General features: G+C 75.2%; 13 protein-coding genes and 1 tRNA gene. 2 read left to right on the forward strand and 12 right to left on the reverse strand.

Features of this window, described 5'->3' with window-relative positions:
• Positions 1-129: 129 nt before the first annotated feature.
• A tRNA-Gly gene (locus PAI11_RS06970) sits at positions 130-203 on the reverse strand.
• A 129-nt stretch (positions 204-332) separates the two neighbouring features.
• On the opposite strand from PAI11_RS06970, the gene rsgA reads away from it, so the two are divergent.
• Positions 333-1,481 carry a ribosome small subunit-dependent GTPase A gene (gene rsgA, locus PAI11_RS06975; RefSeq protein WP_007572333.1) on the forward strand — a complete coding sequence of 383 codons (1,149 nt, stop codon included), beginning with the start codon at positions 333-335 and terminating at the stop codon, positions 1,479-1,481.
• Positions 1,482-1,496: 15 nt separating this feature from the next.
• Here the strand turns inward: rsgA and PAI11_RS06980 are convergent, their stop codons facing one another.
• The 3 genes from PAI11_RS06980 to PAI11_RS06990 form a co-directional block, all read right to left on the reverse strand.
• Entirely contained in the window at positions 1,497-2,288 is a 792-nt protein-coding gene (locus PAI11_RS06980; RefSeq protein ID WP_007572335.1) for a hypothetical protein, read from the reverse strand.
• Positions 2,289-2,432: 144 nt separating this feature from the next.
• The gene (gene whiG, locus PAI11_RS06985) at positions 2,433-3,257 is read right to left on the reverse strand and encodes an RNA polymerase sigma factor WhiG (protein ID WP_007572337.1); all 825 of its coding nucleotides are present in this window, start codon (positions 3,255-3,257) and stop codon (positions 2,433-2,435) included.
• A 25-nt stretch (positions 3,258-3,282) separates the two neighbouring features.
• The gene (locus PAI11_RS06990) at positions 3,283-4,227 is read right to left on the reverse strand and encodes a tyrosine-type recombinase/integrase (RefSeq protein WP_007572339.1); all 945 of its coding nucleotides are present in this window, start codon (positions 4,225-4,227) and stop codon (positions 3,283-3,285) included.
• Here PAI11_RS06990 and PAI11_RS06995 point away from each other — a divergent pair.
• A complete protein-coding gene (locus PAI11_RS06995; protein WP_007572341.1) occupies positions 4,211-4,555 on the forward strand; it encodes a hypothetical protein in 345 nt (114 codons plus the stop codon). The genes PAI11_RS06990 and PAI11_RS06995 overlap by 17 nt on opposite strands.
• 20 nt (positions 4,556-4,575) lie before the next feature.
• Here the strand turns inward: PAI11_RS06995 and PAI11_RS24065 are convergent, their stop codons facing one another.
• The 8 genes from PAI11_RS24065 to PAI11_RS07035 all read right to left on the reverse strand — a co-directional run.
• Entirely contained in the window at positions 4,576-5,613 is a 1,038-nt protein-coding gene (locus PAI11_RS24065) for a L,D-transpeptidase family protein (protein ID WP_007572342.1), read from the reverse strand.
• A gap of 144 nt (positions 5,614-5,757) precedes the next feature.
• Positions 5,758-6,972, reverse strand: coding sequence for an NAD-dependent epimerase/dehydratase family protein (locus tag PAI11_RS07005; RefSeq protein ID WP_040598881.1), 1,215 nt, complete (start codon positions 6,970-6,972; stop codon positions 5,758-5,760).
• Complete coding sequence (locus tag PAI11_RS07010) at positions 6,969-7,811, reverse strand: lysophospholipid acyltransferase family protein (protein WP_007572355.1); 843 nt, start codon at positions 7,809-7,811, stop codon at positions 6,969-6,971. The genes PAI11_RS07005 and PAI11_RS07010 overlap by 4 nt, the downstream gene beginning before the upstream one ends.
• 103 nt (positions 7,812-7,914) lie before the next feature.
• Positions 7,915-9,603: a dihydroxy-acid dehydratase gene (gene ilvD, locus PAI11_RS07015; protein ID WP_040598884.1), complete on the reverse strand. Its 1,689-nt coding sequence runs from the start codon at positions 9,601-9,603 to the stop codon at positions 7,915-7,917.
• Positions 9,604-9,655: 52 nt separating this feature from the next.
• Positions 9,656-10,300 carry a hypothetical protein gene (locus PAI11_RS07020; RefSeq protein ID WP_007572360.1) on the reverse strand — a complete coding sequence of 215 codons (645 nt, stop codon included), beginning with the start codon at positions 10,298-10,300 and terminating at the stop codon, positions 9,656-9,658.
• Entirely contained in the window at positions 10,297-11,196 is a 900-nt protein-coding gene (gene thiD / locus PAI11_RS07025) for a bifunctional hydroxymethylpyrimidine kinase/phosphomethylpyrimidine kinase (RefSeq protein WP_007572362.1), read from the reverse strand. The genes PAI11_RS07020 and thiD overlap by 4 nt, the downstream gene beginning before the upstream one ends.
• A gap of 39 nt (positions 11,197-11,235) precedes the next feature.
• Positions 11,236-12,429, reverse strand: a complete 1,194-nt coding sequence (locus PAI11_RS24070) for a DNA-processing protein DprA (RefSeq protein WP_007572371.1) — start codon at positions 12,427-12,429, stop codon at positions 11,236-11,238.
• On the reverse strand, positions 12,426-13,405 hold a 980-nt coding region (locus PAI11_RS07035; RefSeq protein ID WP_138974149.1), incomplete at its 5' end, for a YifB family Mg chelatase-like AAA ATPase. The genes PAI11_RS07035 and PAI11_RS24070, both read right to left, overlap by 4 nt.

A 13,405-nucleotide genomic window follows, 5' to 3' on the forward strand; every position in this document is an offset into this window, starting at 1 on the left:
CGGAGCACCCCGGATGGAACAACGTCCTTAGGACCTACAACTAGTGCCTGGGACATGAGCCACGAATCGCGCCCCGCCAACCGCCCCAAGAACGACGAAACCCCTGCTATTCGCAGGGGCTTCGAGAGGAGCGGATGATGGGACTCGAACCCACGACCTTCTGCATGGCAAGCAGACGCTCTAGCCAACTGAGCTACATCCGCGCGGGACGAGAAATATAGCGAGCCGGCGGAGAGCGTGCCGCGTGGGCGCGTGGGGCCGGTCGACGGGGGCTGGGTTCCAGGACCGCGACCGCGTAGGATCGCCGGGATGCGACCAGGGCTTGCCGCGGCATGATCGACGCCGACACCGGGGAGGCCCGCGCCCTGGAGGGCGCGGCCACCGGTGCCACGGGTGACGCCGCCACGCAGGTCGCCGATCTGTGGGACGTTCCCGACCCGCTCGCCGCCGCCGGTTGGGACGAGACGGTCGCCCAGCGGCTGGCGCCGCTCCTGACCGGCGACCGACGTCCCGCCCGCGTCGCCCGGATCGAGTACGGCGGCTGCCACCTGGTCACCGACCTCGGCCGGCGGCCGGGCGTCTCGCGCCTCCCCCGCGCCTCGACCTTCGACGACGACCGCTTCGACACGCCGCTGGCCGTCGGGGACTGGGTCGCCGTCGAGCGCGATCAGAGCGACGACCGGCTGCTGGTCGTCGGCGTCGCGCCGCGCGACCGCCGGATCGGCCGCCGGGACCCGTCGCGCGAGCTGCTCGAGCAGGTGCTGGCCGCCAACGTCGCCGCCGTGGTCGTCGTCCACGCCCTCGACCGGCCGCTGCGGCCCGGCCGAATCGAGCGCTCGCTGGTCCTGGCCCACGAGGGCGGCGCGCGACCGATCGTCGTCGCCACCAAGATCGACCTCGGCTTCCCCCAGGAGTGGAAGGCCGTCCGCGACGCGACGCCGCCCGGCACGCCCGCCGTCGCCGTCAGCAAGCGCGACGGCCGCGGGCTCAGCGAGCTGCTGAGCCTGCTCCCGCAGGGCCAGACGACCGCCCTGATCGGCGAGTCCGGGGCCGGCAAGTCGTCGATCATCAACGCGCTGCTCGGCGAGCACGTGCTGGCGACCGGCGCCGTCCGCACGACCGACGCCAAGGGCCGCCACACCACGACCGCCCGCGAGCTGGTCCCGCTCTCCGACGGCCACGGCACCTGCCTGCTGGACACCCCCGGCACCCGCGAGCTGGGCATGGTCCGCGACACCGGCGGCCTGGCCGAGGCGTTCGCCGACATCGAGGCGCTCGCCGCCCAGTGCCGCTTCGCCGACTGCCGCCACGACCGCGAGGCCGGGTGCGCCGTGCTGGCCGCGGTCGAGGCCGGCGAGCTGTCCGACGGCCGCCGCCGCTCGTTCCTGGAGCTGCGCGAGGAGATCGAGGATCTCGAGACCAAGCGCGAGGCCCGCGAGCGGCGGATCGGCGAGGGCCGCCGGCCCCCGCGCGAGCAGTAGGAAGGGCGCCCGGCCTCAGGCGGCCGTCGCGCCCGCCTGCAGGTACAGGTAGCCGTGCTCGTCGCTGACGGCGTTCGGGGCCACCTCGCCCGGCTGCAGCTCGTCCAGCGACGTGCCGTGCCCGGCGTCGCGAACGCCGTCGGCCTCGCGAGCCAGGTCCAGCTCGAAGCGGTACCAGGTCAGCTCCCAGGCGATCACGACCTGCATCCGGGAGCCGCCGACGTTGCGGACCGTGACCCAGGGCGCGCCGAGCGACCGGGCGACGCCCGCGATCAGGCGCGGGTGGGACGAGTGGTTGTACAGGTCGACGGCCCGGGCGGCCATCCGGGCCCCCGCCGTGGTCACCGAGGCGCGATCGCCACCGGCGGTGGTGGCGTAGTCGGCGAGCGGCGCGGCGGGCTCCTCCTGAGCGACGGCCAGGCCCTCGATCTCGTCCTCGATCCGGTGCGGCCGCCGGCGCTGGGGCGGCGGGGCGGAGAGGTCCTGCGCCTGGTGCTCGGCCATCGTCTCGGCCGCGGTCGGCCGCTGCCGGGTCCGGCCGGCGCGCTCGCGGCGACCCTCGGCGGGGCGGCCGGGACGGCGACCGCGCTTGAAGCGCTCCAGCAGCGACCGCGCCCCGCGATCGGGCTCCAGCGTCGGCGCATCGCCAACGCCGACCCGGATCCAGCCGGCGTGCAGCGCCCGCGGGACGCAGAGCTCGCAGACCTCGCGGCGCTCGCCGTCGTGGAGGAAGACCTCGGGCGCCTCGCCGCGCAGCAGGTGGCGCCCGCAGGACGAGCAGACGAGGTAGTTGCCGGGGGTCGACACCAGATCGAGGCTAGCAGCAGACCGGGCCCCGCAGCCGCGCCGGGAGCCCGCGTTCAGCGCTCGGCGGAGGTGGCGCGCGAACGCTCGTCGCCCCCGCCCCGCCGGCCGTCGTCTGGCCGTTCAGGCCACCGGATCGGCGAGCCCTCAGGCGTTCTCGACGTCGCCGCCGGCGAGCCGCGAACGGAGCCGCAGCACGGCCTTGGTGTGCAGCTGCGAGGCCCGTGACTCGGTCACGCCGAGGACCTCGCCGATCTCGCGCAGCGTCAGGTTCTCGTAGTAGTAGAGGGCGATCACGACCTTCTCGCGCTCGGGCAGGCGCTGGATCGCGTCGCCCACCTGGTCGCGCAGGTCCTGCTCGGCCAGCAGCTGCTCGGGATCGTCGGCCCGCTCGTCCTGGATCGTGTCCAGCAGCGAGACCTGGTCGCCGGAGGCGTCGCCGACCGACCACAGCTCGTCGAGCGCGTGGACCGTCGCCTGGGAGACCTGCAGCAGCGCATCCTGGAAGTCGCGCACCGAGAGGTCCATGGCGTCGGCCATCTCCTCGTCGGTCGGCGCCCGATGCAGCTGGTGCTCCAGCTTCGTGTGGGTGCGCTCGATCTCGCGCGCCCGGCTGCGGACCGACCGCGGCACCCAGTCCTGGGAGCGCAGCTCGTCGATGATCGCGCCGCGGATCCGGGTCACGGCGTAGGTCTCGAAGCGGACCTCGCGATCTGGGTCGAAGCGATCGACCGCCGAGGTCAGGCCGACGAGGCCGTACGAGATCAGGTCGCCCTCCTCGACGTGCGGCGGCAGCGTGGCCGCGATCCGCCCGGCGACCCACTTCACCAGCGGCGCGTGGGCCAGCACCAGCTGCTCGCGGGCGTAGGCATCCCCGGACTCGCGGAGACGCTTCCACAGCTCTCGGAGATCGGTCGGTCGAGGCTCGACGTGCACCTGGTTCGTGACCCTGGTCTCGTGAGTGATCGCCACGGCGGGACCATCCCCTCCCCGCAGCTCACGCTCTTGGATGACTGCGGCGGTACGCCGCCTTCAGCCGCTTGGACTCTACCCGAGTGTAGACCTGGGTCGTGGACAAACGTGCGTGTCCCAGCAGCTCCTGGATCGCACGAAGGTCTGCTCCGCCGTCCAGGAGGTGCGTGGCGAAGCTGTGGCGCAGGGCATGCGGGTGCAGATCGCCGGGCAGGCCCGCTTCCTGCACCCAACGATGCAGCCGCCGCCGCACGTCGCTGGTCGAGAGCCGGCGGCCGCGGCGCGAGAGCAGCAGCGCCGGCTCGTCGACCGCCGGCGCGCGCAACGTCGGTCGCCCGCGGCCGAGGTAGCGCTCGATCGCCGCCGCCGCCGGATCCCCCAGCGGCAGGGTGCGGGTCTTCTCGCCCTTGCCGGTCACGCGCAGCTGCATCCCGTCGAGATCGATGTCGACGACGTCCAGCCGCACTAGCTCGGCGGCGCGCAGGCCCCCGCCGTAGGCCAGCTCGAGCATCGCCCGGTCGCGCAGCGCCAGCGCGTCCGCGTCGGCCGGGATCTCGTCCAGGAGCTTCGCCGCCTCGGCCGGCTTGACGACCCGCGGCAGGTGCTGGGGACGGCGCGGTCCCGGCGCCAGCTCGGCCGGGTTGCCCTCGACGCGCCCGGCCTTCTGGAGGGCGCGGAAGGCGGCGCGCAGGGCCGCCAGGGCGCGGGTCACGGTGCTCGCGGCCGCCCCGCGCTCGGTCAGCGACTGGGTGTAGCGGCGGACGGTCCGGACGTCGACGGCGGCCGGCCCGGGGACCCCGCGGGCGATGCACCAGCGGGCGAACCGCTCCAGGTCGCCGGCGTAGGCCATCCGCGTCCGCGGGGCCGCGCCGCGGCGGGTCTGCTCGGCCTCCAGCAGGTCGAGGGCGTCCGTCCACGCGGCGGTGAGCGGGTCGGGCCTATCCTCTGCTTCCGTGGCGTCGTTCTTCATCGACTTCGAAACCGGCCGGGTGGCGACCAAGCGTCAGCTGATGGCGGCGAACCTGCACAACGGGGTCGACCCGCCGAAGCGTCCCTGGCACCCGATCCGGAGTGACGTCGACGCCTCGACCCTGTGGTACGTGGTGCTCCGCAAGCGTGAGCGCGGGATCTGGCTGGGTACCGTGGCCTTTCGGCACAGCGACCACCATTCCCTGCTCCTGGAGCAGGGTTGGGACGAGGTGCCCGCCGAGGAGATCGTCACCTTCGGGCCGGCCGCGGGCCCGGACGGCGGGCCGGTCGGCCCGGTCGAGATGTCGCCCTCGCCGTTCGACAGCTGACCGCCTGCGGACGTCGCCCGCTAGATGATCCAGATCGGCGTGCCGACCGGAACGCGCGGGTAGAGCGCGATCACGTCCGGGACGTGCATCCGCAGGCAGCCGTGCGAGGCGTTGGTGCCGATCGACGCGTCGTCGCTGGTGCCGTGGATGCCGACGCCGTCGTAGATCCCCAGCCAACGGGCCTTGATCGGGTTCGACGGGCCCGGCGGCACCACCGTGCCGGCGAGCTTGCCGGCCCAGGCCGAGTTCGGCACGTGCCAGGCGGGGTTCTCGGCCTTGTTGCCGATCGTGTACTGGCCGGCCGGGGTGTCGTGGCCGACGGAGCCGACCGAGATCCCGTAGGTCGTGACCGGGCGCAGGTTCTTGTAGAGCGTCAGCTTGAACGTGCTGCGGTTGGCGACCAGCGCCGTCGAGTACTTCTTGCGGACGTCGGCGGTGGTCGTCTTCGGCTGCCGCTTGCGGGTGTAGGCCGAGACCTGGTGGGGCGCCGAGGGATCGAGCACCGCCTTGCGCACCAGCGACGACACGCGCGAGCGGTCGAGCCGCAGGCCGACGCGTCCGGGATGGACGTCGAGCTTGCCGGCGTCGAGGGTCACCGACGCCTCCTGCGGGTCGCGCTCGAGGCCGCGGGCGACGCGGTCCATCAGCCGCGAGATCGACGCCCTCGAGTACGAGCTGGTCGTCTCGATCTCGCGGTCGACGGTGCCGCCGGTGATCCGGCGGTAGACCCGCGAGAAGGCGTTGCCCTCGTCGGCGGTCCGCATCGCCTCGCGGATGGCGCCGTCGATGTCGACCCGGACCTTCGCCGTCTTCGCCGTCAGGGTCCACTCCTTGTCGGAGTGCACGACCCGGATCGGCTGGCGGAGCTTGTCGACGATCTCGGCCTGGACCTTCGCGCGCGCGTCCCCGGCGCTCAGGCCGCCGACGTCGACGCCGCCGATCTTGACGCCGGCGGGGATCTTCTTGCCGGTCGCGGCGTCGGCGACGAGGACCCCGCCGCAGGCGAGCAAGAGCACGAGCAGCACGCTCGCGAGGGCGATGACGGTCCGTTGGCGCATGGCGGCAGGGTGGAATGGTACCGAGGGGGTGCGGCGGCAAGCCGATTTGCAACCCCGTTGGCGTCTACAACGTACAACGACCGCTGGTCACAACGTCGCACCAGCGCCGCCGCGAGGGACGACGAGGGCCGCTCGGCCCCCGGCTCAGCTGCGCTGCAGCAGCAGGTCGATCTCGTCGAGGATCCGGCGTCGCGCCGGGCCCGCGTCCTCGTGCGCGCGCAGGGCCCTGAGCGCCTCTGGATCCAGCGACGGCAGCAGCGCGACCAGCGCGTCGACCTCGAGCGCCCCGATCCCGGGCCCCGCGTCGTCGTGGGCGTTCGGATCGCCGTCGCGGACCGACGGGCTGTAGCGCAGGAACGCCTCGACCTCGGGCTCGTACGGGGCCGGCTCGCCCGGGTGCAGGACGCGGCGGCGACGGCGGACCCCGGAAGCCGCCCGCAGCGCCTCGCGGGTGGTGGCGCGGAAGCTGAAACCGGACGCCTTCAGCCGGCGGTTGTCGAGCCCGCGCCCGTGCCGCAGCTGGCCCGCCAGGTCGAGCGCGGTCCGCAGGCCCGCGCGCTGCAGCACCCCGGCCAGCAGCCCGACGCCCCAGGGCGGCAGCAGCGGCGCGTAGGAGCGCTCCAGCTCGCGCAGGGCCTCCGACAGAGAGAGCGTGCCGTCGGCGGCGACCAGGTAGGTGCCGGTCAGCTCGTGGCGCACGACGTGGGCGACCGCGCGGGCGGCGTCCTCCTCGTGGACGACCTGGATCGGCGGATCGAAGCCGAGCACGGTCGGCAGCAGCGGCAGCCGGTCGGCCGCCTGCAGCAGGCCGGTGCCCGCCGGCCCGACGGTGTCGGCCAGCCGTACGATCGCCAGCTCCAGCGAGCCGTGGCGCTCGACCGCGCCGCGGGCCTCGGTCTCGATCCCGGCCAGCGCGCGCTGGAGCGGGCCGCGCGGCGGCTCCGGCGGCGGCGTGTCCTCGGTCACGAAGGCCGGCAGGTCGCGGTGCCAGCCGTAGCGGTGGACCGATCCGACCGTCACCAGCCGTCGCAGGGTCGATCCCGGCTCGACGCAGGCGGCGGTGATCCGCTCGGTGATCGCGTCGTGGGCGGCCAGGGCGCGGTCGTCGAGCCGTGCCACGGCCGCGGCGGCGCGCATGTCGACCAGGACGTCGACGGCGGCGGCGCGGGCGACCCGCGGCAGCTGCGCGTAGCCGGCGCCGAGGCGGACGAACTCGGCGGCGCCGAAGGGCGCAGCCGGTGGACGCTCGTCGACGGCGATCACCGTCTCGACGTCGGGCCGCCGCTCGAGCTCGCCGACGACCAGCGCGCCGAGCCGCGACGAGGCGGCGGTCACCAGCACGCGGGCGCCGCCGCTCATCCCAGCCACCGCGACCCTCGCTCGCCGGTCATCTCGGCTGCCTCGGCGCGCAGCCGACGGGCGGCGGTGACGGCCGCGCGGACCGCCTGGTGGCGCTCGTCGCCGCTGCCGCCGGGGTGGATCGGCGGCAGCGCGCGCAGGCGGACCTTGGCCGGCAGGTAGAGCAGGAACGCGAGTGGCCCGAGATGCGGGAAGGTCAGCGTGATCGGCAGCCGCCGGCCGCCGGGCAGCGGCACACGGCCGATCACCGGCTGGGCGTCGTCGGCTCCGACGGCGGCCACCGGGACGATCGGCGCGCCGGCGCGGACCGCGGCGACGATCGCCGGCTCGCGGGCCAGCTGGCCGGCGGCCTCGTCGTCCTCGAGCATGTCGCTGCGGACGGGCAGCACCACCAGCTCGCCCTCGTCGGCGAGCAGCCGCCGGAGGTCGTCGGGGTGGGAGCGCACGGCGCCGGCCCGCGGCAGCAGCACCGACAGGCCGGGCTGGTCGAGCAGCGCCGGCTTGACGCAGATCCGCGACTCGCGGCGGCGCGGGTGGTCCTCGCGGATCGCCTTGGCCAGCAGCGGGCCGATCGGCGACGCGACGCCGCCGCCGTTGACGAGCAGGACCGCGCCGCCGCGGTTGGGGATCCGTGCCGCCTGCTCCAGGTCGATCCGGAACCAGACCTTGTGGGCGGCCTCCCAGACGGTGCGGTCGAGCAGGCCGCTGAGGCGCGCGGAGCGGCCCCAGTCGTCGAGGTCGCGATCCGGCTCGACGACGGGCAGGTGGTCGTCGAGCGGGGTGCCTCCGCCGCCGTGGGTCGGCGGCGCGTGCTGGTCGGCCGGTGAAGGGGTCTCCACGGGTCGATCCTCGCAGGTGTCGGCCGGCATGCGAGCCCAGCGGGGCGCGTCGGAGCGGCGAACGGCGATCGAATTCGCGGAGTTTGCGGGGAACTCCCGGCGATCAGGCGACGATCGTGACCGCGCCCTCGCTGGCGCTGCCGACCAGCCGCGCGTACTTCGCCAGGACGCCGGTCGCGTCGGGGCTGACGACGGGCTCGTAGGCCGCGCAGCGAGCGGCGATCTCCTCGTCGCCGAGCGCGACGCTGAGCCGGCGGTCGTCGACGTCGATCGTGATCTCGTCGCCCTCGCGAACGGCTGCGATCGGGCCGCGGTGGAACGCCTCCGGGGCGACGTGGCCGACCGAGAAGCCGTGGGTGGCGCCGGAGAAGCGCCCGTCGGTGATCAGCGCGACCTCGCCGCTGATGCCCATGCCGCTGAGGGCGCTGGAGACGGCGAGCATCTCGCGCATCCCGGGCCCGCCGGTCGGGCCCTCGTTGCGGATCACGATCACGTCGCCGGGCCGGATGCCGCCGGAGGTGACCACGCCCATCGCGTCGGACTCCTGCTCGAAGACCCGCGCCGGGCCGGTGTGCCGGCGGCGCTCGTGGCCGGAGAGCTTGACGACGCAGCCCTCGGGCGCGAGGTTGCCGCGGAGGATCGCCAGGCCGCCGGAATCGCGCAGCGGGTCGTCGAGCGGGCGGATGACCCGCTGGCCCTCGGTCTCGACGCCGGTGTCGGCCAGCTCGCCGATCGTCGGGCCGGTGACGGTCGGCAGGTCCTCGTGCAGCAGGCCGGCCTCCTTCAGGCGGCCGAGGAAGACCGGGTTGCCGCCGGCGTGCCACAGGTCGACGGCGTTGTAGCGGCCGCCGGGCAGCAGGTCGCAGAGCAGCGGCGTGGCGCGGCTGATGCGATCGAAGTCGTCGATGTCGAAGTCGACGCCGGCTTCCTTGGCGACGGCCAGCAGGTGCAGGACGGCGTTGGTCGAGCCGCCGGAGCCGGCGACCGCGGCGACGGCGTTCTGCAGCGACTGCTTGCTGATGATGTCGCGCGGGCGCAGGTCGCGGCGGAGGACCTCCATCGCCAGCTCCCCGGTCCTGAAGGCGACCTCGAGCTTGCTCGGCGCCTGGGCGTGGACCATCGCCGCCCCGCTGGGGCTGATGCCCATCGCCTCGAACGCCATCGCCATCGTGTTGGCCGTGAACTGGCCGCCGCAGGCCCCGGCGCCGGGACTGGCGACGTTCTCCAGCTCGTCCAGCTGCTCGTCGCTGATCTTGCCCGCGGCATGCTGGCCGACGGCCTCGAAGACGCTCTGGATCGTGACCTGCTCGCCGTGCAGGTGGCCGGGCGGGATCGATCCGCCGTAGAGCATCAGTCCGGGGATGTTCAGCCGCGCGAGCGCCATCACGCCGGCCGGGATCGTCTTGTCGCAGCCGGTGATGACGACGAGGCCGTCGAAGAGGTGGCCGCGGGCGACCAGCTCGATCGAGTCGGCGATCACCTCGCGCGAGACGAGCGAGGTCTTCATGCCGCTGGTGCCCATCGTGATCCCGTCGGAGATCGCGATGTGGTTGAGCTCCATCGGGGTGCCGCCGGCGGCGCGGATGCCCTCCTTGACCTTGTTGGCCAGGACGCGGTGGTTGAAGTTGCAGGGCATCGTCTCGATCCACCCGTGCGCGACGCCGATGATCGGCTTGCCGAGGGCGTCGTTGTCGAAGCCGATCCCCTTCAGGTACGCCCGCGCGGCAGCGCGGTGCGGGCCCTCGGTGACCTGGCGGCTGTTCTGCTTCAGGTCCACGTCCGTGCGGCTCATCCCGGCGAACGCTACTCGCTCGCCCATGCCGGCCGGTGGGGTGAGCCCGAGCTCAGCCCGCGGCGCGCCGACGGCGAGCGAGCGCGCCGGCGGCCTGCTCGCGAGCGCCCGCGGCAGCTGCCTCGCCGCGCTCCCGCTCCCACTCGCGCAGGCGCCAGAGGTCGCGTCGCACCCGCCGGCGGGGAAGCTCGTTGCCGGGCGTCGTGATCCGGGCCGACGCGATCACGCCCGGCTCGTCGCCGGTCAACGCCATCCAGTGGGCCAGGAGGTCGTCGCTGGCGGTCAGGCGCTCCTCGGCGTCGAGGCCGGCCAGCTGGACCCGGCACTCGCCGAGCAGGGTCGTCGTCTGCGGCAGGAAGACCACGTAGGGCCCGTGCGGGTAGAGCAGGTAGGCGTAGGCGACGCCGGGGGGCGGACGGCGGCCCGAGGGCGCCGGCGCACGGTCGTTGCGGCCCCAGACCCGGACGAAGCCGAGGTCCCGGTACATCGCCCAGCTGTCCTCGTCCAGGCAGGTGCGCAGCAGCTCCTGGGCCGTCGCCTCGGACCGCCGGCGCTCGGCGCGCCCGGTCCGGCCGCGGCCGATCCAGGTGCGGAGGGAGGACGCGCGACGGGCCACGGCTGGCGCCCAGGCCTCGGCGGTCAGCATCAGCGGCAGCAGGACGAAGGCCGCCGCCGCGACGATCGCGAGCACCGTCATGGCGCACCGACCCGCTCGACGACGCTCGGCGCGACGGCCTCGACCGTGGCGGCGCTGCGGAGCCGCAGCTCCGGCAGGCCGAGCACGTCGACCGGCCCGGCGCCCCGTCCGACGTCGCGCAGTCCCTGACGGACCGCCTCGCCGGCGATCGCCCGCGCGGCGCGCGCCGCGCTGACCAGGTCGTGGCCGAGCGCCAGCTGGGCGGCCAGGGTGCTGGAGTGGGTGCAGCCGGAGCCGTGGGCGGCGCCGTCGGGATGGCGCTCGCCGTGGAGCACCGTGAGGGTGCCGTCGGACTGGCGCAGCAGGTCCTCGGCGCGATCGCGGTGGCCGCCGGTGATCAGGACGTTGGCGGGTCCGAGCGCGGCGATCGCCGCCGCCAGCTGCTCGGCGTCGTCGCCGGCGCTGCCCGCGGCGCCGCGGGCGTCGCCACGAGCGGCCGGGCCGCCGACCAGCGCCCGCGCCTCCGGCAGGTTCGGGGTCACGACGGTGGTGCGGGGCAGCAGCCGCTCGACGAGCGCGCGATGGGCCTCGACCTCGAGCAGCCGCGCGCCGGACTCGGCGACCATCACCGGGTCGAGGACGACGGGGACGTCGGCCGGCACCAGCTCCAGCGCCCGCGCGACGGCGTCGATCGTGGTGCTCGTCCCGACCATGCCGATCTTGACGGCATCGACGCCGAGATCCTCGACCACTGCCCGGACCTGCTCGACGATCGTCTCGGGGTCGATCTGGACGATCCGGGTCACCGCGACGGTGTTCTGCGCCGTCAGGCCGACGATTGCGCTGGTTCCGTGCACCCCGGCGGCGGCGAACGCCTTGAGGTCGGCCTGGATCCCCGCGCCGCCCCCGGAGTCGGAGGTGGCGATCGTCAGGCAGACGGGGGTACGACCGGACATCTGTGCCGAGGCTATCGCGATGGGACGTCGCCGTCGCTGCTACCTGCCCCCCGTCGCCCCCGGCGAGCCCGCCAGCGGCGCCGGGAGCAGCGCGAGCGAGCCGTCGAGCGAGCGTCGCAGCCGTCCTGCCGCCTCGAGCTGCGCCAGCCCGAGGAGCAGGTCGCGCTCCGCGACCGCGCCGTCGGCCCGCTCGACCGTGCTCAGCAGCTGCTCGGGCGTCCGCGGCCCCGGCAGCAGCGCTTCGGCCAGTCGCCGGGCCGCGCCGTCGAGTCCGCCGAGCGGATCGATCGCCGGCAGCGCCGCGGCCGAACGTCCGGGGAGCGCCGTCCCGAGCAGCGTGATGACGTCCTGGGCATCGAGGATCGGGTGGGCGCTCGCCCGCAGGAGCGCGTTGGAGCCGCGGTGCCGCGGGTCGAGCACCGATCCCGGGACCGTCCCGATCGCCCGGTCGAGGTCGCCGGCGAGGTCGACCGTGATCAGCGACCCGGAGCGCTCGGCCGCGGCGACGACGACCACGACGTCGGCGAGCGCGGCGATCAGCCGGTTGCGGGCCGGGAACGCCCAGCGTCGCGGGGTCGCCCCCGGCGGCATCTCGCCGACCACCGCGCCGCGGTCGACGATCCGCTCGTAGAGCGGCCGCAGCCGCGCCGGATGCGCCCGCTCGATGCCCCCGGCGAGCACCGCGACGGTGTTGCGATGCGCGCCCGGCGCCGCCCGCAGCGCCCCGTCGTGGGCCGCGGCGTCGACCCCGAACGCCATCCCGCTGACCACGGTCACCCCGGCGCCGGCCAGCTGCTCCCCGAGCTGGCGCGCGAAGCTGCGGCCCTCGTCCGGGGCCCGCCGGGCGCCGACGATCGCCACCGTCGGCCGCCGTGGATCGCCGCCGAGCGTCTGCGCCAGGCGCTGCGGCCCGTCGAGGACGTGGAGCACCGCCGGTGGATCGCGCAGGTCGAGCAGGCGCGACGGATAGGCGTCGTCGTGGCGGCAGATCGCGACGATCCGGTGGCGTCGCGCGTTCTCCGCCGCGGCGCTCAGCAGGTCGTCGTCGGAGCGCCGCGGCGTCCGCAGCGCGGCGGCGTCCGGGCCGTCGCGGCGGCAGAGCTCGGCCACCAGCGCCCGGTCGTCGAGCGCCAGCAGCCCGGCGGGGCGATCGCGGCGGAAGCGCTCCTCGACGACCGGGCTCAGCTCCGCCAGCAGGCCGGTCCGGCGCAGGCAGGCCGCGCAGGCGCTCATGCCGCCAGCTCCCGGTCCTCGTCGGCGACCTCCTGACGCAACTGCAGCGCCTCGGCCAGCTGCGCGGCGCCGATCACCTCGGTCGCGTCGAGGTCGGCGACCGTCCGCGACAGCCGCAGCACGCGTGCCCTGCCCCGCGCCGAGAGCACCCCGTTGCGGTAGCAGCGGTCGAGCATCGTCCGCGCGTCGGCGTCGAGGTCCTGCTCCAGCGGGCGCGGCCCGCGGGCGCCCCGTCGCTCGCCGCGGAAGGCCTGTGCCAGCTGGACGCGCTCGCGGATCCGGGCGGAGGAATCCGACGGCGGACCGGCGATCTCGCTCCCGGACGGTCGCGGGCACGCGACGTGCAGGTCGATCCGGTCGAGCAGCGGACCGCTGAGCTTGCGTCGGTAGCGCTCCAGGTCGGCCGGCGTGCAGCGGCAGCGGCTGGCCGGGTGGTGGCCGCACGGGCACGGATTGGCGGCCGCCACCAGCAGCACGCGCGACGGGAAGGTCCGCGTGCTGCCCGCTCGCACCAGCACGACGCGGGCATCCTCCAGCGGTTGGCGCAGCGCCTCGAGCGCGTCGCGGCGGAACTCCGGCAGCTCGTCGAGGAACAGCACGCCCCGGTGGGCGAGCGTGACCTCGCCCGGCCGGACCGCGCTGCTGCCGCCGCCGACCAGGCCGGCCGCCGAGGTGCCGTGGTGCGGGGCGCGGAAGGGCCGCTCCTGGATCAGGCCGCGGCCGTCGTGCAGACCGCAGACGCTGTGGATGCGGGTGACCTCGAGCCCCTCGCCGGGGGTCATCCGCGGCAGCAGGCCGGGCAGGCGACGCGCCAGCATCGTCTTGCCGGTGCCCGGTGGGCCCACCAGCAGCAGGCTGTGGCCGCCGGCGGCGGCCACCTCGAGCGCGCGCCGGGCCAGCCGCTGACCCCGCACGTCCGCCATGTCGGGGCCGACCCACGGCGCCGCGCCGGCGCCGCCCGGCGGCTCGGCGGGCC

It is taken from the genome of Patulibacter medicamentivorans, from assembly GCF_000240225.1.
Classification (GTDB): Bacteria; Actinomycetota; Thermoleophilia; order Solirubrobacterales; family Solirubrobacteraceae; genus Patulibacter; species Patulibacter medicamentivorans.